We start from the raw sequence: 23415 nt of genomic DNA on the forward strand, positions 1-23415 counted from the left end.
GAGGTCGGTCACAGTCGGCCGGTGTGTCGGTCGGGCGAAGCCACCCGTCGCGTCGCGTGCGTCCCGTGCGCCACTGTCGCAGCGCCACCGGCCCCGGGTACGGTCGGGCCGTGACCGACGAGCACCGCACGAACGACCCCGACCCCGGCGACCGCCGATCCCCGACCGGCCCCCCTCCCACCGGGCGCGAGGCCGACCCCGCCCGGCCCCTCACCCGCGCCGAGCGCCGCGCCGCCGAGCAGGCCGCGCTCGAGCGCCAGGCGGACTCGTCGTGGCAGCCGTCCCCCTCGACCGGGACGCTGCCGGTCTCCCGCCCCCGGACCGCGGCGCTGCCCCTGCCCGGGGCGCCCACCGCCGGCCCGCCCGCGACGGGCGGCGCGGCCGGCCGGGTCACGGCACGCACCACGGCGGTCCGGGCGGACACCGGCACCGGGCCGGCACAGGACACCGTGGCCACCGCCCGGGAACAGGCACCGGCGGGTGCCGCCGCGTGGGAGCGGGTCGAGGTGCCGACCGAGACTCCGACGCCGGTGCCGGTCTCCGCGTGGCGCGAGCGCGCGGCACGCTTCGCCCTGGCCCAGCCCGCCAAGGGTGGCGCGACCCCGCCCGCCGAGCACGCCGCACCGGCCACCCCCGCCGTCGCGGCCGCGGCCGAGCGCCCGGCCGCCCCCGCAGTCGCCGTCGGCACCGTCGGCCCTGTCACGGCCCCGGCGGCCACCCCCCTCGTCGCCCCCACGCCGACCGGCGCCGCCCCCGGGGCCCTGGCCACCCCCGATGCGGTCGCGCCCCTGGCCGCCCCCGGCTCCGGCTCCGCGACGCCGTTCCCCACGAGGCGCCAGCTCTCCCACGCGGCCCGCCACGTGACCCGCCTCGGCCGCGGCAACGCCGCCCGCCTGCTCCTGCTCACCGTGGTCACGGCGCTCGCGGTCGAGATGATCCGGGCGAGCGGCCCCCTGCTGGACCGTGCCTTCTCCGCGGGCGTGGTCGTCGCCGCCGGGACCGCCCTGGTCACCTACGCGGCACCGGCGCTCGCGGTGACGATCATCGCGGCCCGGCTCCCGATCTCCGGCCGGGTCACGCTCGGCGCCGTCCTGGCCCTCGTGGCATGGCGCCTGGGGCTGCAGGGCCTCGGCATCGCGGCCGGGTCCGAGGGGACGCTCGGCTCCGCCCGCTACGGGCTGGGGCTCGGCGGTACGGCCCTCGCGGTGGCCACCCTCGTCATCGTGGCCGGCTTCGTGAGCGGCGTCCGTCCCGTCCCGGGGGACGACTCCCCCGAGAGGGTCGGCGGCGCGTGGTCGCCGCTCGCGAACGGACGCATGGTCGCGCTGGGCGTCGCACTGGGCGTCCTCGGTGCCGCGGGCGTGAGCCTGCTGTACGGCACGTGGGACGCCTACTGGCGCACGGGCCTGCTCGCCTGGGCGGGCCCCCTCGCCCTCGGCGGCCTCGCCGTGGTCGCGGCGTGGCTGCTGCGCCGTGACACGGCCGCGCCCGGGGCCCGCGGTCTCTGGGTGCTCGGCCCGTACCTCGCGCTGGGCATCATGGTGTTCGGCAACCCGTCCTTCGTCTCCGCGCAGACGGGCCTCCCCCTGACCGTGGCTGCCGGAGGCGTCGCGGTCGCCGCGCTGCTGGTCGGCCTGACCACCGTCCGGGGGACCGCACGGTCCAGCCGACCGGGCGGCAGCGCCGTCCTCGCGCTGCTGGGCAGGGTGGCCGACCTCGTGGCCATGCTCGCCGTGACGGTCGTCGTGTTCGTGCTGCCGGGCCGGACGGAGGAGGTCGACGGATTCCTCTCCTGGGCCCTCCTGATCTGCGTCGTCGGCCTGGCGGTCGCCTCGACCGACGCCGTCGTGCACGCCCTGACCCGGCCTGCCCGGGACATCGGCTGGCTGCGCCTGGCCGGGGCGAGCACCGCCGTCGGGCTGGGGCTGATCCTCCCCCTGCTGGTCTACCAGCTCGACTACGACGTGCCCCTGCCCGTGCCGAACGCCGTGGTGCCGGTCGCGGTCGCGCTCGTGCTGGCGCTCGCCGGGCTGCGCCGCACGCCGCCGCTCCCTGCGTCCGCGGCGGGCACCGCGGCCGCCGCGCGCGTCGCGCCGCCGAGCGTGCGGGTAGCCCTCCCGGTGGTCGCCGGCGTCGCGGTCCTGGCCGCGGGCGGGGTCGTCGTGCAGTCGATCGACCTGCCCGACGACGCCCCGGCAGCCGCGACGAGCACCGAGCAGGGACTCGTCGTCCTCGACTGGAACCTGCACTACGGGGTCAGCGCGACGCCGTCGGTCGAGCTCGACCAGGTCGCCGCGACGATCCGGGGATCGGGCGCCCAGGTCGTGGCCCTCCAGGAGGTCTCGCGGGGCTGGGTGCTGGGCGGCGGCGTGGACATGGCGACCTACCTCGCCCGCGCCACCGACATGGAGGTCGTGTTCGTCGGCGCGGCCGACCGGCAGTTCGGGAACGCGATCCTGTGGGACCCCGCGAGCGTCACCGTGGCCGACGTCTCGCGGCTCGCACTGCCCTACGGCGCCGGGCCCCAGTACCGGTCGGCGATCTCCGCGACCGTGACACCCGTCGACGGGTCCGACGCGACCTGGTCCGAGGGCGTGCGCGTGACCTCGGTGCACCTGCAGCACCGTCGCGAGAACACGCCCACCCGGCTCGACCAGCTCGACGCCCTCTTCGCCGCCGAACCGGTCGACGGGCCGTTCGTGCTCGCCGGCGACCTCAACGCCGAGCCCGGCTGGGAGGAGATCGACCTGGTCGAGTCCCAGGGCCTGCTCAGCGGGCAGGACGACGCAGGGAACGCGGACGACCTCACGTCCCCCGCCACGGCGCCGCGCCACCGGATCGACTGGGTCTTCGGCTCGGGACTCACCTTCGAGCGCTTCCAGGTCCTCGACGACGTCTCGTCGGACCACCGCCCGCTCGTGGCCGTCGTCCGGCCCGGGGAGGAGAAGGAGGCGGCCGCCCCGGAGACCACGGGCTGACCGGGCAGCCCGGGCATCTCGGGCAGCCCGGACTCAGCGCGCAGCGCGCAAGGCCTCGCCGATCACCCGGGCGGCCTCGGGAAAGCGGTCCGGGTCAGGACCGGCATAGCTCAGCCGGACGCAGGGCCCCGGGGCCTCGGCGGGGAACCACTCCCCGCCCGGGGCGACGAGCACGCCGCGGGCCTCGCACTCCCGCACGAGCAGGTCGAGGTCGGTCCCGTCCGGCAGGCGCAGCCACAGGTTCAGCCCACCGGCCGGCACCCGGTCCAGGGTGGCCTCGGGGACGTGCTCACGCAACGCCTCGGCGAGCAGGTCGCGGCGCGCTCGGAGCCGGGGGCGGACGCCACGCAGGTGGCTGCGCCAGGCGGGCTGGGTCACGACGTCGAGCGCAGCCGCCTGCAGGAGCCCGCTGACGTACATCGAGGTGGCTCCGAGGTCCGCCTGGATGCGGTCGCGTGCAGGGCCCCGGGCGACCACGGCCGCGACCCGCAGCGCGGGCGAGACGCTCTTGGTGAGCGAGCGCAGGTAGATCACGTGCCCGTCGTCGTCGTACGCGGCGACCGGGCGAGGATCGGTGTCGATCGCCAGGTCGTGCGCCCAGTCGTCCTCGACGAGGAACGCGCCGTGCCGGCGGACGACGTCGAGCACGTCGCGGCCGAGCCGTGTGGACCACTGCGCCCCGGTCGGGTTGGCGTAGGTGGGCTGGGCGTAGAACGCTCGGGCGCCGCTCGACCCGAGAGCGCGGTCGACGTCGCGGGAGGCCTCGCGGTCGTGCTGTGCGCGGGCCTCGCCGTCCGCACCCGCCTGGGACGGTCGGGCGACCGGTCGCACCGGCGTCCCGCGCACCCCCGCCGGGCAGCGCCGTCGGCCCGACGCCTCGACGGACCGACGGCGCCTGCGCCTCAGTCCTCGCGGTGGTGGAGCATGCGAGCGACCTCCGCGATCGACCCCGACAGCGACGGGTAGACCGTGAAGGCCTCGGCGACGTCGTCGACCGTGAGACGGTGCGCGACCGCGAGCGTGATGGGGAAGATGAGCTCGCTCGCGCGCGGGGCGACGACCACGCCGCCCAGGACGACGCTCGCCTCGGGGTGCGCGAACAGCTTGACGAACCCGTCGCGCATGCCGAGCATCTTCGCGCGCGGGTTGCGGGCCAGCGGCAGGGTCGTGGTCACGTACCGCGACCCCTGCTCCTTGAGCTTCTCCTCGCCGTACCCGACGGTCGCGATCTCGGGGGCCGTGAAGATGTTCGCCGCGACCGTGCGCAGCTTGATGGGGCTCACCGCGTCACCCAGCGCGTGCGACATGGCCACGCGACCCTGCATCGCCGCGACCGAGGCGAGCGGCAGGATGCCCGTGCAGTCACCGGCCGCGTAGATGCCGCGCACCGAGGTGCGCGAGACCTTGTCGACCTGCACGTGACCGCCCGGGGTCAGGCGGACTCCCGCCTCCTCGAGCCCGATGCCCGCGGTCGAGGGGATGGACCCGACCGCGAGGAGCACGTGCGATCCCTTGACCACCCGCCCGTCGGCGAGCGTGACCTCGACGCCCTCCTCGGTGCGGACCGCGGCCTCGGCGCGCGTGCGGGACATGACGGTCATGCCGCGCGAGCGGAAGACTCCCTCGATGAGCTCGGCCGCGTCGGCGTCCTCGCCCGGCAGCACGCGGTCCCGGCTCGAGACGAGCACGACGTCCGACCCGAGCGCGTTGTAGGCCCCCGCGAACTCGGCGCCCGTGACGCCGGACCCCACGACGATCAGGCGCTCGGGGAGCTCCTTGAGGTTGTAGAGCTGGGTCCACGTGAGGATGCGCTCACCGTCCGGGACGGCGGTCGGCAGGACGCGCGGGGTCGCGCCGAGCGCGAGGAGGATCACGTCGGCCTCGACCAGCACCTCCTCCGCGTCCTCCTGGAGCGTGACGTGCACGCGCGACGGCCCGTCGAGCCGGCCCTGGCCGAGCAGCACGCGCACTCCCTCGCGCTCGAGGCGTGCGTGGATGTCGGCGGACTGTGCGGCCGCGAGCGCCATGACGCGCGTGTTGACGGCGTCGAGGTCGACCATGTGGCGGCGCATCGCGGGGTGCGCGGCCTTCGCGGTGTCCACGGGGAGCCGGATGCCGAGGTCGGCGGCACGGTCGGCGATCGTCATCCAGTCGGCGGTCGCGATGAGGGTCTTGGAGGGGACCACGTCGGTGAGGACGGCGGCACCGCCGAGCCCCTGGCGCTCGACGACCGTGACGTCGGCGCCGAGCCGTCGGGCGACGAGAGCCGCCTCGTAGCCTCCGGGTCCACCGCCCAGGATCACGATGCGGGTGGCCTGCAGGTCGGGGTTCTCGTTCGTCACGGGTGCCATTCTGTCAGCATCCGAGGAGGTTTCGTGTCAGCATGCGGACAAGCCGACCGGCCGGGGCGACGACGGGCGTTCCGCGCGGCGCGGGGCCTCAGAACGGTTAGCCTCGTCCTATGACGACGACCTTGTCTCTCGACGACCCCACGACCGACCCGTTCCTCGTGGCCCGCGCCGCTGCGGACCACATCGCCGAAGCCACCGGGATCGAGGGCCACGACGTCGCCCTCGTGCTCGGTTCGGGCTGGGGCGGGGCGGCCGAGCTCCTGGGCGACGTCGTCGCGGAGATCCCCACGAACGAGATCCCCGGGTTCTCGAAGCCCGCGGTCGCGGGCCACGTCGCGACGACGCGCTCGATCCGCATCGAGCGGGCCGACGGCTCGGTCCGCCACGCACTGGTGCTCGGCTCGCGCACCCACCTGTACGAGGGCAAGGGCGTGCGGCACGTCGTGCACGGGGTGCGTACCGCGGCCGCGACCGGCGCGCAGACCGTGATCCTGACGAACGGCTGCGGCGGTCTCAACCTCGACCACGGTCCGGGCACCCCGGTGCTCATCCGGGACCACATCAACCTCACGGCGACGTCCCCGCTCGAGGGCGCGACGTTCGTCGACCTGACGGACCTGTACTCCCCGCGCCTGCGCGACCTGGCGCGGTCCGTCGACGGGTCGCTCGGGGAGGGCGTGTACGCCCAGTTCCCCGGCCCGCACTACGAGACCCCCGCCGAGGTCCGCATGGCTGGCATCCTGGGTGCGGACCTGGTCGGCATGTCGACCACGCTCGAGGCCATCGCCGCGCGGCACGCGGGGCTCGAGGTCCTGGGCATCTCGTTGGTGACGAACCTTGCCGCGGGCATCAGCCCGACGCCGCTCTCGCACGGTGAGGTCATCGAGGCGGGCCAGGCGGCCGGCCCCCGGATCAGCTCCTTGCTCGCCGAGATCGCGAAGCTGGTGTGACATGACGAACCGACCCGACTACCTCGACGTGGACGACCCCGGCTACGAGTCGGGGCAGGACCACGCGACCTTCCTGGAGCAGGTCGAGGCCTGGATCGAGGCGGACCCCGAGCCGCGCGACCAGGCCGAGCTGCGCACGCTCCTGGCCGAGGCCGACTCCCCCGACCCGCGCGACCACGAGCTGCGCGCCCGCGCCCGGGCGGAGCTGCGTGACCGGTTCGCCGGCACCCTGCAGTTCGGCACGGCGGGGCTGCGCGGCGAGATGGCCGCGGGCCCCAACCGCATGAACCGGGCCGTGGTCATCCGGGCTGCGGCGGGCCTCGCGTCGTTCCTGCGGGACGCCCTCCCGGGGCAGACGCCCCGGGTGGTGATCGGGTACGACGCCCGCCACCACTCGCACACGTTCGCGCTCGACAGCGCGGCGGTGTTCACGGCCGCGGGCCTCGAGGCGTCGATCCTGCCCTCCCCGCTGCCGACGCCCGTGCTCGCGTACGCGGTGCGCCACCTGGGCACCGACGCGGGCGTCATGGTGACCGCGAGCCACAACCCACCCGCGGACAACGGGTACAAGGTGTACCTCGGTGGGCGCGTGGTCACGGACTCCGGGCAGGGCGCCCAGATCGTCCCCCCGTACGACGCCGAGATCGCGGCCGCGATCGACCGCGCGCCCGTGGCCGCGCGCGTCCCGCGCGCGACGGACGGCTGGACGGTCCTCGGGCGCGATCTCGCGCTCGGCTACGTCGAGTCGGTGGGCCGGTTGTCCGACGGCGCCGCGCGCGACCTGCGCATCGTCGCGACCCCGCTGCACGGCGTGGGTGGGGAGGTGCTCGACCGGGTCCTGAAGGATGCGGGGTTCACCGACGTCATCAGCGTCGCGGAGCAGTTCGAGGCGAACCCGCTGTTCCCCACGGTGGCTTTCCCCAACCCGGAGGAGCCGGGGGCGATCGACCTCGCGCTCGCCTACGCGCAGGACGCCAAGGCAGACCTCGTGATCGCGAACGACCCCGACGCGGATCGCTGCGCGCTCGCGGTGTACGACCCTCGTGTCGGGACGTACCAGGGGGCGGAGACCGCCCGCTCGAACGGGTGGCGCATGCTGCACGGCGACGAGGTGGGTTCGCTGCTGGGTGAGGAGATCGGCAGGCGCGCGACGCCCGGCGGGGCCGGGGGCACCGACGGAGCGCCCCCGTTCTTCGCGAGCTCGATCGTGTCCTCGCGGCTGCTGCGCAAGATCGCCGAGAGCCACGGCCTGGGCTACTCCGCGACGCTCACGGGGTTCAAGTGGATCTCACGCGTCGACGGCCTGGTCTACGGCTACGAGGAGGCGCTCGGCTACTGCGTCGACCCGCAGGACGTGCGCGACAAGGACGGCATCAGCGCGGCCCTCCTCCTCGCGCAGCTCGCGAACCGGCTCAAGGCCGAGGGGCGCACGCTCGTCGACGCCCTGGACGACCTCGCGCGCGCTCACGGCCTGCACGTGACCGACCAGCTCTCGGCCCGGTTCACGGACCTCGACGAGATCCCGGCCGCCATGTCGCGCCTGCGCGCGGCTCCCCCGCGAACCCTCGCAGGCTCGGGGGTGTCCGAGGTCCTCGACCTGTCCGAGGGGCTCGACGGCCTGCCCCCGACCGACGGCGTGCGGCTGCTGTCGGCGGACGGGACGCGGGTCATCGTGCGCCCCAGCGGCACCGAGCCCAAGGTCAAGTGCTATCTCGAGGTCATCGTCCCGGTCGCCCCGGACGCGAGCTACGACGACCTCACGGCAGCCCGGGCCTTCGCCCGGACGCGTCTCGACCAGGTCCGCGCGGACGTCGCGGCGGCGCTCGGGATCTGACCGGGTCGGTCCGCCCGCGGTCGCGACAGCGACCGTCCCGTTCGGCCGACCGCGCGACGCAGGCCGTCGCCCCGCTCCCCGGGAGCGGGGCGACGGCCTGCGTCGTCCGTGCTGGCGCGCCCTGCCTCGGGGCCCGTCAGCCGAGCGCGACCTGCGTCCCGCCCGACAGGAAGGAGTCGTGGAGCTCGATGCTCGCGGGCACCGCGTCGGCGGGGACGTCGAAGACCACGACGCCCTGGATCGAGTTGCCGGGGTTGATGTCGTTGAGGAAGCTGTTGGCGTCCCCCAGGTAGATCCCGGCGGTGGAGTCGGCCGAGTGCTCCCGTCCCTGGGCGTCGAACAGCTTCTGGGAGCTCGAGTCGAACATCTGGGCGGCGTCGCCGATGTTCGTCACCGTGACGTGGACCAGGACGAACTGTCCCTGGGCGTCGACCCCCAGGAGGTCGTCACCCACCCGGCCGACGCCCGGCTCGACGGCCGTGACCGTGAACTCGAACTTGCCGTCGCGCACGGCCGTGCCGATACCGGGCGCCGCGGGCGCTGCCGGCTCCGGGGCGGCGGGGGCCTCCTCACCGGTGCCCGGCTCCGCCCCCGGCTCAGCAGCGTCCGTCGTCCCGGCCGCTCCCGTGCCGCCCGCCGGGTCGTCGCCACCGAGGTTGGCGGCGACCGAGACGACGACGATCAGCGCGAGGATCGCCAGGAAGACCGTGAAGACCTTGTGCCGCGCGAAGAAGGACCTGCGCGGCGCCGAGACGGGTCCTCCCGGGTACGGGTGCTGCGGGTACGGCTGCTGCGCCGGCTGCTGGGCGGGGTACGGCTGCTGCTGGACGGGCGGCTGCTGCGCCGGGTCGTTGCTCATGGGAGGGCCTCTCGTGGTTCCGGATCGGTACGTCACCACCTCACCGCGCCGGGCCCTGCCCGGGCGTCGGCGGTCCGGGTACGGTCGGCGCACCGAAAGTCGTACGCGGACGACGGCCCGCCGCACCGGTCGGTGGACTCCCTCCGTCGGTGGCTTTCCCTACGCTGGGGCCGTGACCACCCCGTACCCGCCCTCGGGCGCCCCCTGGCCCCGCGCGACGCCGCACCGCAGCGGTCCCGTGCCGCCGGGACGGCCGGGCGCCGCCCCGGTCCCGCCGGGCGGCCGGGTCCCCCCAGGTGCTGCCCCGCACCCAGCGGGGTGGCAGCAGGGACAGGGACGGACCGCCGCGCCCCAGGGGCGTCCCGCGGTGCCGCCCCCGGCCCCCTCGCCCGGGAGGGTCCCCGACCGGCCGACCGGCGGCCGGCGCTGGTGGTCCCGTGCGGCGACGGTCTGGATCGTCGCGGCCTCGTTCTTCGCCTCGTCCGCGTGCGTCACGTACGCGGGGTCGGCGGGAGGGATGGTCGACGGCGCCGCGCCCAGCGGCGGCACGGTGGTGTGGGTCATGCTCGGCTGGCTGTACGCCGTCGGGGTCGCGACCCTGCTCGTGTTCCGGCGCCGCTATCCCGTCGCGGTCTGCGTGGTGGCGTGCGCCGGGGCCCTGGTCTTCCCGCTCGACGCGATCGGGGCGCTCGTCGCGCTCTCCTGGGTGATCTCCTCCCGGCCGGTGCGGACGGGATGGCTCCTGGGCGCGGTGACGGCCCTCGCGACGGCGGTCGCCCTCGGTCGGGACATGGTCCGCGAGCCCGAGCACCAGATCTTCTCGTTCACCCCGACCGGGGCGCAGGCAGCGGTCGGGGCAGCACCGTGGGTCTACGTCCTGCTGCTCGTCGGCGGGCTCGCGCTCTCGGTGAGCGTGGGCTGGGCCCGGCGCGCGCACTACCAGGTCGGCCGCTTCCGCGGCGAGGCGCAGCACCACGAGGTCGTGGCCGAGCACCTGCGCGACGAGGTCGCCCGCCAGGACCAGGTCACCGAGAGGCTGAGGGACGAGGTGAGCCGCCAGCAGGAGGAGGTCGCCCGGCAGCAGGAGCGCCACCTGATCGCACGCGAGGTGCACGACACGCTCGCACACTCCCTCTCGCTCGTGTCGTTGCACTCGGGGGTGCTCGAGGTCTCGGTCCCCGAGGAGGACGGACAGCTCCGCGACGCGGCCAAGGTGGTCCGTGAGAACGCCCATCGCTCGCTCGAGGACCTCCGGGACCTGATCGAGATCCTGCGCGACCCGGACGGGCTGGCCCAGCGTCAGGCTCAGCGCGCCGGCGGCACGCTGTCGGACCTGCCGGCGCTGCTCGCCACGACCCGGGCCGCGGGGACGCGCCTGGTCGCGACCGTGGTGTTCGACGAGGCCTCGTCGATCAGCCCGCAGGTCGCGCGTGCGACCTACCGGATCCTGCAGGAGTCGCTGACGAACGTGCACAAGCACGCGCCCGGGAGCGAGGTCCTCATCGACCTCGGCGGGGACCCGGCGAGCGGGGTGAGCCTGCGCGTCGCCAACCCGCTCCCGGACGCACCGGGCCCCCCCCCCCCCCCCCCCCCCCCCCCCCCCCCGGCCCGGGTGAGGCCCGCTCACAGGCGCTCGATGCTCCGTCCGTGCGGGTCGGCCCGCGCGACCGGGACGTCGTCCACGGTGAGCACGGTCCTGCCGTCGTGGGCCAGGCCCGCGGAGGACCCCAGCACCCGGGAGTCCTCGTGCGAGATCCAGGTCCCGTCGAGCCCGCGCATGCGCTCGACGAACCGCTCCCGGCCCGCCGGCTCGACGTACATCAGCACCTGGCTGTGGAAGACCACCAGGTGCGCGTCGGTGGGTGCTGACCCCAGGAGCTCGTCGAGGTCGTCGAGGAGGTCTCCGCGGACGAGGTGCGGTCGATCCGTGGCCACGAGTGCGCACGCCGCCTCGAGGCGCTCGCGGCGGTCGTGGTGCTCGGGCCACACGAGAGCCCGCAGCCAGGCGACGTCGTCGGGATCGCCGACGTCGAGAGGGTTGAGGTCGATGCCCGCTCGCCACGCCACGTCGGGCAGCCGCGTCGGTGCCGCGATCCCCGCGTCGATCGCGCACCCGATCACCACGGACGAGGGACCCGTGACCGGATCGAGCGCGACGACGCCGTCGGGCGTGCGGTAGCGGTAGGAGTACCGGTCCGGGTAGAGGCACAGGCCGGCGGAGGCGCCGACCTCGACGAGCGCGAGCGGTCCGTCGAGCCGGGCCAGCTCGGGCACGAGCAGCGCGCAGCGGGCGGCCTCGTTGGTCTGGGTGGAGCGGGCGAGCACGATGTCCGCGACCTCGGGCCAGTGCCGGACGAGCCAGGGGCGGAACCGGTGGTACTCGTCGAGCGGGGCGCCCGCGGTCCGGGCCGCCGCGAAGACCAGGTTGGGCTGCCGCTTGCGAGCGGGCAGGGCCCCGATGAGGGCGAGCACCTGGTCGTCGGCCGCGATCGCGCGCGCCCATCCCTCGTACGACGGGGAGGAACCCCGCGTCTCGACGTCGGCCCACCGGACGTAGCTCTCTGCCAGCTCCCCCATGCGCCCGGAGCGTAGCCGACGGGCCGTGCACGTGCCCGGGCTGCCCGCACCCGGCGACCGGATCGGCGGCCGCGGAAGAGGGGTTGTGGGCGGCTGCCCCTACGATCGACGCGTGATCCGAGTACTCCTGGTCGACGACGACGCGCTCGTCCGTACGGGCCTGCGACTCATCCTGTCGAGCAACCCCGGCATCGAGGTCGTCGCGGAGGCGACCGACGGGGACGAGGCCGTCCCGGCGTTCCTCGCGCACCGCCCGGACGTCGTCCTGATGGACCTGCGCATGGCGCGCGTCCAGGGCATCGAGGCGACGCGTGCGCTGCGCGCCCTCCCCGACCCTCCGGTCGTGCTGGTCCTGACGAGCTTCGAGAGCGACACCGACGTCCTGGGCGCCCTGGAGTCCGGGGCGGGGGGCTTCCTGCTCAAGGACGCCTCGCCCACCGAGCTCATCGGGGGTGTCCTGGCGGTGGCGGACGGCGAGTCGGTGCTGGCCCCGCGCGTGGTCCGCTACGTGGTCTCCCGGGTCGCTCAGGGTCAGGTGACCAGCGAGCAGCAGCGCGCCCGGGCGCTCCTCGGCCTGCTCACGGAGCGCGAGCGAGAGATCGCCCAGGGCGTCGCGGAGGGGCTGAGCAACGCGCAGATCGGCGAGCGGCTCTACTGCGCGGAGGCCACCGTCAAGACGCACCTGAGCCGCACCATGACCAAGCTGGACCTGCCCAACCGGGTCGCGGTCGCGATCGCGGTCGAGCGTGCCCGCTGAGGGCCCCCGTCAGGTCCGCAGGACGGGCTGCTCGTCGAGCGCGACGGCGGCCTTCCAGTCGGCCTTCTCGGCGCGCCAGCCCTCCTCGGTGCGCCCGCGCCGCCAGTAGCCGGACGCGGACAGCGCGGTCACGGGGACCTGGCGCCCGAGGCGGACGTGGCGGCGCAGCGTGCGCACGAACCCGGCGTCGCCGTGCAGGAACACCTGGGGAGTGCCAGGAAGGAACGTGAGCGCCTCGACGGTCTCGACGAGCACGTCGCCCGGCGCCCGGTCCGGGTGGGCGTCCCGGTGGACCCAGCGCAGGTCGAGCGCGCCGGGCGAGGTGAGGGGCTGCTCCTCCGCAGCGGAGGCGACCTCCACCACCGCGAGGACGGGGACGCCGTCGGGCACGGCCTCGAGGGCTGCCGCGATGGCGGGCAGGGCGCTCTCGTCGCCCACCAGCAGGTGCCAGTCGGCGGTGCCCGACGGCGCGTAGTCACCACCGGGGCCGAGGAAGGACATCGGGTCCCCGGGCCGGGCGGCGGCGGCCCAGGGGCCGGCGAGCCCTTCGTCGCCGTGGGCCACGAAGTCGATGGCCAGCTCGCGCGCGGCGGGGTCCCAGGAGCGGATCGTGTAGGTGCGCATCGGGACGCGGCCCTCGGGGCCTGCGGCCTCCGGGAAGAGCAGCTTGACGTAGCGGTCGGTGTACGGGCCCGCGTCGAAGCCGTCGAGCCCTTCACCGCCGAGCACCACACGGATCATGTGCGGCGTCAGGCGCTCGGTGCGCACGACGACGGCACGGGTCGCGACGCGCTCGGGCTTGCGGGGGGTGGGGTCGGTCATGCGGTCCTCCAGGCGGTGCTCCGCCCGCGATGGCGAAGTGAGGCTAGCCTAACCCGGATACGCCGAGGGGTGGCCGCCCGTCCGGGCTCGGCCACCCCTCGGTCGTCCCGCGGTCGCGGGGGTCGGGTCAGTAGCCCGACGCACCGCCCTCGGCGGGCTCGATCCCGTCGAAGCCCGCGAGGACCGCGGCCGTGCCGGACAGGCCCAGGCGCGTGGCGCCGTGCTCGATCATGGCGAGCGCGTCGGCGAGCGTGCGCACCCCGCCCGAGGCCTTGACCCCGAGGCGTCCGCCCACGGTCTCGGCCATGATCGAGACCGCGTGCGTCGTCGCGCCGCCGGCCGGGTGGAAGCCCGTGGACGTCTTGACGAAGTCGGCCCCCGCGGCCTCCGAGGCGCGGCACGCCTCGACGATCTCGTGATCCGTGAGGGCGGCGGACTCGATGATGACCTTGAGGACCTTCGGGGCCGGGACGGCAGCCCGGACGGCCGCGATGTCGGACTGGACGTACTCCCAGTCCCCCGCCTTGGCGGCGCCCAGGTCGATGACCATGTCGACCTCGTCGGCGCCGTCGGCGACCGAGCGCGCGGCCTCCGCGGCCTTGACCTCGCTGTGGTGGGTACCCGACGGGAAGCCGCACACGGTCGCGATCTTCAGGCCCTTGCCGTCGAGCGGCAGGACCGAGGGCGAGACGCACACCGAGTAGACGCCGAGCGCGACGCCCTCGTCGACGAGCGCCTCGACGTCCGCACGGGTCGCCTCGGGCTTGAGCAGGGTGTGGTCGACGAACTGCGCGAGGGCCGCGCGGTCGAGGGGGGACGTGCCGGGGGTGCTCACAGCTGTGCTCCTTGGATCTCCTGGTAACCGGGAAGGATGACGTCGTCGACGAGCGCGCGGCGCTCGTCGTGGTGGATGAAGGCGCTCCACGCGGCCGTGGCCGTGACGTCGTAGAGGTCCTCGAGCGTCCAGCCGGCCTGCTCGACGAGCAGCGTCATCTCGTGGGTCATGGACGTGCGCGACATGAGGCGGTTGTCCGTGTTGAGCGTGACCGCGAAGTCGAGCTCCTTGAGGCGCGTGATGGGGTGCGCCGCGATCGAGGTCGCCGCCGCGCCCGTCTGCAGGTTGGAGACGGGGCACAGCTCGAGCGGGATCTGGTGGTCGCGGACCCAGTGCGCGAGCTGCCCCAGCGCTGCGGTGCCGTGGCTCTCGTCGAACGAGATGTCCTCGACGAGACGCACGCCGTGCCCGATGCGCGACGCCTGGCCCAGGTGGACGGCCTCGGCGATCGACGTGACGCCCGAGGCCTCGCCCGCGTGGATCGTCACGGGGAAGTTCTCGTCCGCGAGGTACTGCCAGACGTCGGGGAAGCGCGAGGGCGGGAAGCCGTCCTCGGCGCCCGCGATGTCGAACCCGACGACACCGTTGCCGCGGTTCGCCACGGCGAGCTCGGCGATCTCCTGCCAGCGGTCGGCGTGCCGCATCGCGGTCACGAGCTGGCCCACACGGATGGTGCGTCCCTGTGCGGCCGCGAGGGCGACGCCCTCCTCCAGCCCGGCCTGGACGGCGTCCACGGTGTCCTGCAGGCTCAGGCCGCCGCGCAGGTGCTGCTCCGGGGCCCAGCGCTGCTCGGCGTACACGACGCCGTCCGCGGCGAGGTCGAGGACCGACTCGCGCGCGACGCGCGCGAGGGCCTCGGGCGTCTGCATCACGGCGATCGTGTGGTCGAACGTCTCGAGGTAGCGCACGAGCGAGCCCGAGTCGGCCGACTCGACGAACCAGGTGCCCAGCGCGTCCGGCTCGGTCGCGGGCAGGTCGTGCCCGACCGCGGCGGCCAGCTCGATGATCGTCGCGGGGCGCAGCCCGCCGTCGAGGTGGTCGTGCAGGACGACCTTGGGGAGCGCGGCGATCGCCGCGACTGTCTCGCTCACGGAGGAGGGTGTGGAGGTCATGGGCTCACGCTACCGGGCGCGGACCGGGCGCACGCGACGGCGACCCGGTCCCGAGGTCACGGCTGCGTCACGCCCGCACGCGCGCACTCCCGGCGGTCCGCACCCGGGCCGCCGGTCGCGGGTCACTCCCCCTCGGCCGCGCCGTCCCCGTCGCCCCCCTCGTCGAGCGGCACCACGGCCGCCTGCTCGACGACGTCGGCCTCGTCCGCCTCGCCGTCCAGGTCCGGGCGCGGGGTCCGCGGGCTGTAGTCCTCGGGGTCGTCCGTGCCCGAGGGCGTGGCCGGGGGCGTCAGCTCCTCCTCGACCAGGTTCTTCGGGTCGTCGTCGTCGGGCGTGACCAGGCCCGCGTCTCGCCAGGACTCCGTGCCGGGGACGGTGCTCATGGGGGTGCTCCTCTCGTCTCACCCCATCGTCACCCGACGCGGCGCGACCCGCCAGCCCGTCCGGCGGGCAGGACCGCCCAGGTGACGTGCGGCCAGCCGCCGAGCGCACGGCGCACGGCCTTGCTCGGCTCGCGGTCGGCACGAGCTCCTTCGAGGAGGTCCGCGACGCGCAGCCGGTGCAGGGCCCCGGAGGACGGCTCGTAGACCGTGCACCAGCGCCCTCCGAACAGTTCCGCGGGACCGCCCCGAGCGCCGGCGGCCGCCGGGCTCACCCCGGCGAGGAGCACGACGTGCCGGGGCACGGCGGTCGACCAGCCCGTCCCGACGTCGCCGCCCGTGTACAGCGGCACGGGCACTCCCGCCGCGGCCGAGCGCAGCGCGCTCGCGAGCACGGGGTCCTTGTCGCCCGCCCCCGGCACGATCCGGTGCGTGTAGCGCACGTCCGCGTAGCGCGCGTCGCGCGCGGCCGTCCACGGGGGCGTGCCGAGGCTCCCGGGCCAGGGCAGGGGGCCGAGCGCGGCGTGCGTCGTGCGCGCCTTGAGGAGGCGCTGGAGCGCGGCGAACCGGCCCGACGACGTCTCGAGCTCCCGGGCCGTCGCGCCCGCCGCGCCCTCGGTCACCACGTGCGCGCAGGACCCCTGGGAGACGTCGGTACCCGCGACGAGCCACAGCGCGACCACGGGGTCGCCCGCGGCGGCGAGGACCGCGAGCACCGCCGAGCCGCACGTCGTCCCGTCGACCTGGACCGCGCGGGCCCTGCCCAGCACGAGCGGCTCGCCGAAGCGCGCGTCCGGCCCGGCCCCCGGTGCGCCGGCCGGGTCGCGGGGCGCCGCACGGTCGGCCGACGGTCGGGGGGCCTCGGCCCGGTGCAGCGGGTCGAGCACGTGCGCCCGCTCCCACGGGCGCAGCGTCCCGAGCGCGTCGACGAGCCGGTCCGCGACCGGCCCGGGGTGTCCCGCGCGGCGGGCGAGCCGACGGACCGTGGGCGCTGCGTCGTCGGGCCCGGGGACCACGTACCTGCCCGACGGCGGCACGAGCGGCAGCGGACCACGCCCCACCCCCACGGCGCGCAGGACCCGGGACACCTGGAGGTCGGCGACGATCATCCGGACAGCCTGCCATCCCGGGACGCCCGACGACGACCCGCCCTCACACCAGGCTCACGACCGCGCTCGCCGCGCCCAGCAGCCCCAGGACGCCCACGAGCGAGGCGACCCGCACCAGGAAGTCCCACGACCGCAGCACGCCGTCGCGCGGAAGACCGCCCGACGGCGGGCGCAGCACCGCGGGGACGAGGGTCGCGACCGCGAGCAGGCCCGCGAGCACCGACAGGACGGGCTGCCCCACGCGCAGGTTGACCGCGGCGAGCAGGAGCGACCCGAGCACGACCCCCAGGACCGTGCGCTGCCACGCGAGCGCGGTCCGCTCGGGCTGCAGGCCGGGGTCGCGCGCCGGGGACGTCACGCCCGCCAGACCTCCGTGACGGCGTAGCCCGCGACGAGCAGCGCCAGCACCAGGACGCCCGCCACCAGGACGGGCAGACCCGTCGGGGCGGGCAGCGGCTCCCCGCGGCGCATGGCCCGTTCGTTGCGCCGCCACGACAGCAGGGCGTACGCCGCGAAGCCCGCCCCCGCCAGGCACGCGACCGCGGCGATCACGTCGACGAAGCCCGACATCTCCGCGAGCGACGCGAACGACGTCAGCGCGACCCCGCCCGCGACCAGCCCCAGGCCCGTCCGGACCCACGCGAGCGCGGTGCGCTCGTTGGCCAGGCTGAACCGGACGTCCGGCTCCTCGCCCACCCCGTACACCGAGCGCGGCCTGCGGTCGTCGGGCGCACGGGCCCCCGGACCACGCGACACCGCGTCGTCCGGGGGCTCGTGCGCCGCCGAGGTCATGCTCAGGCCAGGCGGTCGAGGATCAGCGGCGGGGTCTCGACGACCGTGCCGGGGTCCGCGACGCCCCACGCCCCGTCGAGGGCCTCGACCGCACGGTCGAACCGCTCGGGCGTGTCGGTGTGGAGCGTGAGCAGGTGCTGGCCCTTGGTCACGACGTCGCCCGGCTTGGCGTGGATCTCGATCCCCGCCCCCGCCTGCACCGGGTCCTCCTTGCGGGCACGACCGGCGCCCAGGCGCCAGGCCGCGACCCCCACCCCGAACGCGTCGAGGTGCGAGAGCACGCCGTCGCGGTCGGCGACCACGTGCTCCTTCTCGCGCGCCACGGGCAGCGGGGCGCGGGCGTCGCCGCCCTGCTCCGCGATCATCTCGCGCCACTTGTCCATGGCCCGGCCGTCCGACAGCGCCCGCCGCACCTCGTCCTCGGGGACGGGCTTCCCGGCCGCGGCGAGCATCTCGACCGCGAGAGCCACCGTCAGGTCGACGACGTCGCGCGGCCCACCGCCCGAGAGCACCTCGAGCGTCTCGCGGACCTCGAGCGCGTTGCCCGCCGTCAGGCCGAGCGGCGTCGACATGTCGGTCAGCAGCGCGACGGTGCGCACGCCCGCGGGGGTGCCGAGGTCCACCATGGGGCGCGCGAGCGCGCGCGCCTGCTCCAGGTCCTTCATGAAGGCCCCCGAGCCGACCTTGACGTCCAGGACCAGCGCGCCCGTGCCCTCCGCGATCTTCTTGCTCATGATCGACGACGCGATGAGCGGGATCGCCTCGACCGTGGCCGTGACGTCGCGCAGGGCGTAGAGCTTGCGGTCGGCCGGGGCCAGCCCGGAGCCGGCCTGGCAGATGACGGCGCCCACGTGCTCGAGCTGGTTCATCATCTGCTCGTTGGTCAGCGCCGCGCGCCAGCCCGGGATGGACTCGAGCTTGTCGAGCGTGCCCCCCGTGTGACCGAGGCCGCGCCCCGAGAGCTGCGGCACCGCGACCCCGAAGACCGCGACGAGCGGCGCGAGCGGCAGGGTGATCTTGTCGCCCACGCCCCCCGTCGAGTGCTTGTCCGCGGTGGGCCGGGACAGCGCCGAGAAGTTCATGCGCTCGCCCGAGGCGATCATGGCCGCGGTCCAGCGGCCGATCTCGGTGCGGTCCATGCCGTTGAGCAGGATCGCCATGTTGAGCGCGGCCATCTGCTCCTCGGCCACGACGCCACGCGTGTAGGCGTCGACGACCCAGTCGATCTGCTCGGCCGACAGACGCCCCTTGTCCCGCTTGGTCCGGATGACGTCGACCGCGTCGAACGACTCGGTCCTGTCGGGCACCGCGCCGGAGGCGCCTGCCGGGATGCTCTTCGTGCTCATGCTCGCTCCACCAGGTCGTCGGGCCCGAACGCGTCGGGCAGTACTTCGGTCATGGGCTTGACGCCACGGGTCGTCTCGACGAGCAGCGCGGGACCGCCGTGCTCCCACAGGAGCTGGCGGCACCGCCCGCACGGCATGAGCGTGTTGCCGTGACCGTCGACGCACGCGAACGCCACCAGGCGACCGCCCCCGCTCCCGATCAGGTCGCTCACCAGGGAGCACTCGGCGCACAGCGTCACGCCGTAGGCCGCGTTCTCGATGTTGGCGCCGGTGACCAGACGCCCGTCGTCGACGAGAGCGGCCGCACCGACCTTGAAGGACGAGTACGGCGCGTACGCCTTCTCCATCGCGGCCCGGGCGGCGACCCGCAGGGCCTCCCAGTCGACGCCGTCGGGCGTGCCCCCGACCGGGCCTGTCGTCGTGCCGGAGCCCTCGCTCATGCCGTCACCCCTTCACGTACGGCTCGCCGGCGGCGGCCGGGCCGCGCACGCGGCCCACGAGACCCGCGACGGCGAAGATCGTGACGATGTACGGCAGCATCAGCATGAACTGGTTGGGGATCGGCGTCTCGAGGACGCCGAGCACCTGCTGGAGCTTGTCCGCGAACCCGAAGAGCAGCGCGGCGCCGAGCGCGCCCCACGGGCTCCACCGGCCCAGGATCATCGCGGCGAGCGCGATGTACCCCTTGCCCGCCGTCATCTCCTGACCGAACGCCCCGACCGACCCGATGGTGAAGAACGCTCCACCGAGGCCCGCGACCATCGACCCGAGCAGCACGTTGCGCCACCGGGTGCGGTTGACGTCGATACCGACGGTGTCCGCGGCCTGCGGGTACTCGCCGACCGAGCGCACCCGCAGGCCCCACTTGGTACGGAAGAGCGCGATGCTGATGACGATGACCGCGACGTACAGCAGGTAGACGATGATCGACTGGCGGAACAGCACTGGTCCGATGATCGGGATCTCCGACAGCAGCGGGATCGGGAGCGTCGGCAGGCGCGGCGGCGTGTTAAGCGTGGCCGTGTCGTTCTTGAGGACCGAGCTGAACAGGAAGCTCGTCAGGCCCACCGCGAACACGTTGAGCACCACACCGACGATGATCTGGTTCACGTGGTACTTGACCGTGAACAGCGCGAGCATCGCACCGATGAGCAGGCCCGCGAGCGGGGCCGCGACGAGCCCGACGTAGGCGTTGCCCACGATCGAGGCGAGCACCGCGGCACCGAACGCCCCGGTCAGGAGCTGGCCCTCGATCGCGATGTTCACGACGCCGGCCCGCTCGTTGAGCAGGCCGCCCAGGGCGCCGAACGCGAGCGGGACCGCGAGCAGGAGCGACCCCTGGAGGAGGCTCACGATCGACGTGCTCTTGTCCGCGACGGCCCACACGAGGAACGTCAGGACCCACAGCACGCCGAACACTGCGAGCACCCAGCGACCGACCGGCTGGTCGGCGCGGACGCGCACGTACGAGTAGCCCGCGAGCAGCAGGCACAGGACCGACAGCACGATCGCGGTCGCCCGCGTCGGGACGGCCACCGGGTCGAACTGGAGCAGGTCGGCCCCGGTCGAGATGCCGAACGTCGTGACCGACCCGGCCGGGCCCAGGAGCCCGAACAGGACGAACGACAGGAGCCCGAAGACCCCCAGCGTGATGGGGAGCTTCCAGCTGCGCTTGGCCGTGACGGCGGCGACCTGGGTTGCGGGTGCAGCCATGGCGGTCATGCGCTGGCTCCCTTCATGACGACGGGGTTCGGGGCAGGCAGGCGGAAGATCGCCCGCACGAGCGGCGGCGCCGCGATGAAGAGCACCACGAGCGACTGGATGACCAGGACGATGTTGATCGACGTACCGGTCGAGGCCTCCATCGCGCGTCCGCCCACGTTGAGCCCGGCGTACAGCAGGCCCGCGAAGAAGATGCCCACCGGCTTGGAGCGACCGAGGAGGGCGACGGTGATGGCGTCGAACCCGATCGAGCCGGCGATGCCGGCCGTGAGCGCCTTCTCCGTCCCGAGGATCTGCACCGCGCCCGCGAGACCCGCGAGCGCGCCCGAGACGACCATGACGAGGACGAACGACGACGCGATGCCCATGCCCGCGGTCCGGGCGGCCTGCGGGTTCGACCCCACCGCACGGAACCGGAAGCCCCACGTCGAGCGCGTCATGAGCCACCAGACGAACACGGCGGCGAGGATCGCGACGATGAACCCCGCGTTGAGGCGGAACTGGTCGCCGAGCAGCAGCGGGAGCTGGGCGGTGTCCTTGACGCCGGGGCTCTTCGGCTGGTTCGAGCCCGGCCGCGTGAACGCGCTCGTCGTGAGGAACCAGGCCACGAGGTAGAGCGCGACGTAGTTGAGCATGATCGTCACGATGACCTCGTGCGCCCCGGTGCGCGCCTTGAGGAAGCCTGCGATGCCGGCCCAGAACCCGCCGGCGAGGATGCCGCCGAGCAGGGCGAGCAGCAGGTGGAGCACGACCGGGAGGTCCCAGGCGAAGCCGACGTAGCCGCCGATCGCGGCCCCCATGATGACCTGCCCCTGGGCGCCGATGTTGAACATGCCGGCACGGAACCCGACCGCCACGCCGAGCGCGGCGATGATGAGCGGGGTCGAGACCGTCATGGTCTCCGTGAGGGAACGGATGCCGCGGGCGAAGGTCGGTGCCTCGTAGTTGTAGACGGCACCGCGGAACATCGCCGCGTAGGCCTCGCTCACGGCGCTCCACGCCGCGGCGAAGAAGTCCATGGGCCGGGCGAAGAAGTAGGAGGCCGCAGCGGTCACGTCAGGGTCGGTGACGATGATCAGGAGCCCGCCGATGACGAGCGCCAGGACGAAGGCCAGGACCGTGACGCCGAACGGCCCGGTCGTGATCTCCCGGAAGGTGGCGCTCCAGCGGGCAGACTCCCCCGACCCCTGGGGCGTGGCCACGGCGGCCTGCTCCTGCGCGGGCTCTCCCGTCGGCGGCGGGGCGGGCTGCTGGTCGGTCACTGGGTTGCTCCCGTCGTGTCGGTCTGTTCGTCCACCTGTGCGATGGCCTCGTCGTGGGGCACGCCGGCCATCATGAGCCCGAGCACCTCGCGCGACGTCGTCGGCGGCACCACGCCGACGATCCGCCCCCGGTACATCACGGCGATGCGGTCGGCGAGCTCGACGACCTCGTCGAGCTCGGTCGACACGATGATGACGGGTGTCCCGTTGTCACGCTCCTGCACGATGCGTCGGTGCAGGAACTCGATCGAGCCCACGTCGACGCCGCGCGTCGGCTGGCTCGCGATGAAGAGCTTGAGCGGCCGGGAGAGCTCACGCGCCAGGACGACCTTCTGCTGGTTGCCGCCCGAGAGCCGGCCGACCTCCTGCCCGGGCCCCTGGGTGCGGATGTCGAACTCGGTGATGCGCTGCTGCGCGTTGCGCCGGATCTCCCTCAGGTCGAGGCCGATCCCCTTGGCGTAGGGCGCCTTGTCGTAGAGATCGAGGACGAGGTTCTCGGCGACCGAGAAGTCGAGCACGAGGCCGTCGACCTTGCGGTCCTCCGGGACGAACCCGATGCCGGCGCCGAGGGTCGCCGCAGGTGCGAGCCCCCGCAGCTCCTTCCCGTGCAGGGAGATCGACCCCTCCGCGGAGGGCAGCAGGCCGAGGATGGCCTCGGTGAGCTCGGTCTGCCCGTTCCCCTGCACGCCCGCGACGGCGAGGATCTCGCCCTGTGCGACCGCGAAGGAGACGTGGTCCACCACGGCCTGGCCGTTCGGGTCGAGGACCGTGAGGTCGGAGACCACGAAGGTCTCCTCACCAGGCTGCGCGGGCGCCTTGTCGAGGCCGAGCGAGACCGCTCGTCCGACCATGAGCGAGGCGAGCTCGCTCTCGGAGGCGGTCGGCTCGGCCGTGCCCACGACGGCGCCGCGGCGGATGACCGTGATGACGTCGGCGACGGCCTTGACCTCGCGCAGCTTGTGCGTGATGAACACGATCGAGGTGCCCGAGCCGCGGAGCTGGCGCATGATCTCGATGAGCTCGTCGGTCTCCTGCGGCGTCAGGACCGCGGTCGGCTCGTCGAGGATGAGGACCTTCGCCTCGCGCGCGAGCGCCTTGACGATCTCGACGCGCTGCTGCACGCCGACGGGCAGGTCCTCGACGATCGCGTCGGGGTCGAGACCGAACCCGAAGCGGTCGGACAGCTCGCGCACGCGCTTGCGGGCGGCGTCCAGGTCGAGGAAGCCGCCGGCCTTGGTGTCCTCGTGCCCGAGCATGACGTTCTCGGCGACGGTGAACACGGGCACGAGCATGAAGTGCTGGTGCACCATGCCGATCCCGGCGGCCAGGGCGTCGCCCGGGCCGCGGAAGGAACGCTCGACGTCGTCGAGCAGGATCTCGCCCGAGTCGGCCTGGTAGAGGCCGAACAGCACGTTCATCAACGTGCTCTTGCCCGCGCCGTTCTCCCCGAGCAGGGCGTGGATCTGCCCCGGTTCGATGACGAGGTCGATGTGGTCGTTCGCGACGAGCGGGCCGAACGACTTGGTGATTCCGCGGAGCTCCAGCTTCACGTACGGTCTCCTTCGATGCGCGGGCAGCCTTGCCTGCGACGTTAGCCCAAGACTGGTGGGGGGGGGGGGGGGGGGGGGGGGGGCGGCGGGGGGGGGGGGGGGGGGGGCGGGCGTCCGACGGGCGAGACGAACCGACGAGGCGCTTGCATCTAAGCGCACCTTGTGAAAGTGTTCACAAG

At 74.4% G+C, this 23415-nt stretch carries 20 protein-coding genes and 2 pseudogenes; 5 read left to right on the forward strand and 17 right to left on the reverse strand.

The features are described 5' to 3' along the window. Positions 1-110 precede the first annotated feature (110 nt). The gene (locus H9623_RS19980; RefSeq protein ID WP_193719346.1) at positions 111-2978 is read left to right on the forward strand and encodes an endonuclease/exonuclease/phosphatase family protein; all 2868 of its coding nucleotides are present in this window, start codon (positions 111-113) and stop codon (positions 2976-2978) included. Positions 2979-3011: 33 nt separating this feature from the next. On the opposite strand, the pseudogene H9623_RS07080 reads toward H9623_RS19980, so the two are convergent. Together H9623_RS07080 and H9623_RS07085 are read right to left on the reverse strand one after the other, a co-directional pair. Further along, positions 3012-3731 (reverse strand): annotated as a pseudogene (locus tag H9623_RS07080) (aminotransferase-like domain-containing protein); the annotation flags it as partial. Between the two features lie 149 nt (positions 3732-3880). Beyond that, positions 3881-5320 carry an NAD(P)H-quinone dehydrogenase gene (locus tag H9623_RS07085; RefSeq protein WP_407671858.1) on the reverse strand — a complete coding sequence of 480 codons (1440 nt, stop codon included), beginning with the start codon at positions 5318-5320 and terminating at the stop codon, positions 3881-3883. Between the two features lie 119 nt (positions 5321-5439). Here H9623_RS07085 and H9623_RS07090 point away from each other — a divergent pair, with 119 nt between their 5' ends. Both H9623_RS07090 and H9623_RS07095 read left to right on the forward strand, forming a co-directional pair. Then, entirely contained in the window at positions 5440-6279 is an 840-nt protein-coding gene (locus tag H9623_RS07090) for a purine-nucleoside phosphorylase (RefSeq protein ID WP_193719348.1), read from the forward strand. Position 6280: 1 nt separating this feature from the next. Continuing rightward, positions 6281-8113: a phospho-sugar mutase gene (locus H9623_RS07095; RefSeq protein WP_193719349.1), complete on the forward strand. Its 1833-nt coding sequence runs from the start codon at positions 6281-6283 to the stop codon at positions 8111-8113. Between the two features lie 136 nt (positions 8114-8249). On the opposite strand, the gene H9623_RS07100 is transcribed toward H9623_RS07095, so the two are convergent. Continuing rightward, a complete protein-coding gene (locus H9623_RS07100) occupies positions 8250-8972 on the reverse strand; it encodes a DUF4352 domain-containing protein (protein WP_193719350.1) in 723 nt (240 codons plus the stop codon). 159 nt (positions 8973-9131) lie between these two features. Beyond that, the gene (locus tag H9623_RS07105; protein WP_193719351.1) at positions 9132-9536 is read right to left on the reverse strand and encodes a hypothetical protein; all 405 of its coding nucleotides are present in this window, start codon (positions 9534-9536) and stop codon (positions 9132-9134) included. A 226-nt stretch (positions 9537-9762) separates the two neighbouring features. Between H9623_RS07105 and H9623_RS20170 the strand changes: the two are divergent. Next, a pseudogene (locus tag H9623_RS20170) lies at positions 9763-10245 on the forward strand (histidine kinase); the annotation flags it as partial. 350 nt (positions 10246-10595) lie between these two features. On the opposite strand, the gene H9623_RS07115 reads toward H9623_RS20170, so the two are convergent. Further along, entirely contained in the window at positions 10596-11549 is a 954-nt protein-coding gene (locus tag H9623_RS07115) for a DUF2332 domain-containing protein (RefSeq protein WP_193719352.1), read from the reverse strand. Between the two features lie 112 nt (positions 11550-11661). On the opposite strand from H9623_RS07115, the gene H9623_RS07120 reads away from it, so the two are divergent. After that, positions 11662-12306, forward strand: a complete 645-nt coding sequence (locus H9623_RS07120; protein ID WP_321575330.1) for a response regulator transcription factor — start codon at positions 11662-11664, stop codon at positions 12304-12306. Positions 12307-12315: 9 nt separating this feature from the next. On the opposite strand, the gene H9623_RS07125 is transcribed toward H9623_RS07120, so the two are convergent. The 12 genes from H9623_RS07125 to H9623_RS07180 form a co-directional block, all read right to left on the reverse strand. Beyond that, positions 12316-13128, reverse strand: coding sequence for a siderophore-interacting protein (locus tag H9623_RS07125; protein ID WP_193719354.1), 813 nt, complete (start codon positions 13126-13128; stop codon positions 12316-12318). Between the two features lie 127 nt (positions 13129-13255). Further along, positions 13256-13963 carry a deoxyribose-phosphate aldolase gene (deoC, locus tag H9623_RS07130; RefSeq protein WP_193719355.1) on the reverse strand — a complete coding sequence of 236 codons (708 nt, stop codon included), beginning with the start codon at positions 13961-13963 and terminating at the stop codon, positions 13256-13258. Further along, on the reverse strand, positions 13960-15075 hold the full coding sequence (locus H9623_RS07135) for an adenosine deaminase (protein WP_193719356.1): 1116 nt from the start codon (positions 15073-15075) through the stop codon (positions 13960-13962). The genes deoC and H9623_RS07135 overlap by 4 nt, the downstream gene beginning before the upstream one ends. Before the next feature lie 122 nt (positions 15076-15197). Then, positions 15198-15458 (reverse strand): hypothetical protein, encoded by a 261-nt coding sequence (locus H9623_RS07140; RefSeq protein ID WP_193719357.1) that lies wholly within the window; start codon positions 15456-15458, stop codon positions 15198-15200. Positions 15459-15487: 29 nt separating this feature from the next. Then, a complete protein-coding gene (locus H9623_RS07145; RefSeq protein WP_193719358.1) occupies positions 15488-16564 on the reverse strand; it encodes a hypothetical protein in 1077 nt (358 codons plus the stop codon). A gap of 43 nt (positions 16565-16607) precedes the next feature. Beyond that, positions 16608-16922, reverse strand: a complete 315-nt coding sequence (locus H9623_RS07150) for a DUF202 domain-containing protein (RefSeq protein ID WP_193719359.1) — start codon at positions 16920-16922, stop codon at positions 16608-16610. Then, a complete protein-coding gene (locus H9623_RS07155; protein WP_193719360.1) occupies positions 16919-17356 on the reverse strand; it encodes a YidH family protein in 438 nt (145 codons plus the stop codon). Before H9623_RS07155 ends, H9623_RS07150 begins: the two co-directional genes overlap by 4 nt. A 2-nt stretch (positions 17357-17358) precedes the next feature. Beyond that, positions 17359-18702, reverse strand: a complete 1344-nt coding sequence (locus tag H9623_RS07160) for a thymidine phosphorylase (protein WP_193719361.1) — start codon at positions 18700-18702, stop codon at positions 17359-17361. Continuing rightward, a complete protein-coding gene (locus H9623_RS07165; RefSeq protein ID WP_193719362.1) occupies positions 18699-19142 on the reverse strand; it encodes a cytidine deaminase in 444 nt (147 codons plus the stop codon). The genes H9623_RS07160 and H9623_RS07165 overlap by 4 nt, the downstream gene beginning before the upstream one ends. A 4-nt stretch (positions 19143-19146) precedes the next feature. Then, on the reverse strand, positions 19147-20415 hold the full coding sequence (locus tag H9623_RS07170; protein WP_321575331.1) for an ABC transporter permease: 1269 nt from the start codon (positions 20413-20415) through the stop codon (positions 19147-19149). A 5-nt stretch (positions 20416-20420) separates the two neighbouring features. Continuing rightward, on the reverse strand, positions 20421-21686 hold the full coding sequence (locus tag H9623_RS07175; protein WP_193719364.1) for an ABC transporter permease: 1266 nt from the start codon (positions 21684-21686) through the stop codon (positions 20421-20423). Beyond that, positions 21683-23236, reverse strand: a complete 1554-nt coding sequence (locus tag H9623_RS07180) for an ABC transporter ATP-binding protein (protein WP_193719365.1) — start codon at positions 23234-23236, stop codon at positions 21683-21685. Before H9623_RS07180 ends, H9623_RS07175 begins: the two co-directional genes overlap by 4 nt. Between the last annotated feature and the right edge of the window lie 179 nt (positions 23237-23415).

Origin of the sequence: Oerskovia douganii (assembly GCF_015142735.1) — a bacterium.
Taxonomy (GTDB): Bacteria; Actinomycetota; Actinomycetes; order Actinomycetales; family Cellulomonadaceae; genus Oerskovia; species Oerskovia douganii.

What these genes read in the sequence shown, in the direction of transcription:
- H9623_RS07090 (WP_193719348.1), top strand. Translation starts at nt 5,440, where the DNA reads ATGACGACGACCTTGTCTCTCGACGACCCCACGACCGACCCGTTCCTC.
- H9623_RS07095 (WP_193719349.1), top strand. Translation starts at nt 6,281, where the DNA reads ATGACGAACCGACCCGACTACCTCGACGTGGACGACCCCGGCTACGAG.
- H9623_RS07100 (WP_193719350.1), bottom strand. Translation starts at nt 8,972, where the DNA reads ATGAGCAACGACCCGGCGCAGCAGCCGCCCGTCCAGCAGCAGCCGTAC.
- H9623_RS07105 (WP_193719351.1), bottom strand. Translation starts at nt 9,536, where the DNA reads ATGACCCACACCACCGTGCCGCCGCTGGGCGCGGCGCCGTCGACCATC.
- H9623_RS07115 (WP_193719352.1), bottom strand. Translation starts at nt 11,549, where the DNA reads ATGGGGGAGCTGGCAGAGAGCTACGTCCGGTGGGCCGACGTCGAGACG.
- H9623_RS07125 (WP_193719354.1), bottom strand. Translation starts at nt 13,128, where the DNA reads ATGACCGACCCCACCCCCCGCAAGCCCGAGCGCGTCGCGACCCGTGCC.
- H9623_RS07135 (WP_193719356.1), bottom strand. Translation starts at nt 15,075, where the DNA reads ATGACCTCCACACCCTCCTCCGTGAGCGAGACAGTCGCGGCGATCGCC.
- H9623_RS07140 (WP_193719357.1), bottom strand. Translation starts at nt 15,458, where the DNA reads ATGAGCACCGTCCCCGGCACGGAGTCCTGGCGAGACGCGGGCCTGGTC.
- H9623_RS07145 (WP_193719358.1), bottom strand. Translation starts at nt 16,564, where the DNA reads ATGATCGTCGCCGACCTCCAGGTGTCCCGGGTCCTGCGCGCCGTGGGG.
- H9623_RS07155 (WP_193719360.1), bottom strand. Translation starts at nt 17,356, where the DNA reads ATGACCTCGGCGGCGCACGAGCCCCCGGACGACGCGGTGTCGCGTGGT.
- H9623_RS07160 (WP_193719361.1), bottom strand. Translation starts at nt 18,702, where the DNA reads ATGAGCACGAAGAGCATCCCGGCAGGCGCCTCCGGCGCGGTGCCCGAC.
- H9623_RS07165 (WP_193719362.1), bottom strand. Translation starts at nt 19,142, where the DNA reads ATGAGCGAGGGCTCCGGCACGACGACAGGCCCGGTCGGGGGCACGCCC.
- H9623_RS07170 (WP_321575331.1), bottom strand. Translation starts at nt 20,415, where the DNA reads ATGGCTGCACCCGCAACCCAGGTCGCCGCCGTCACGGCCAAGCGCAGC.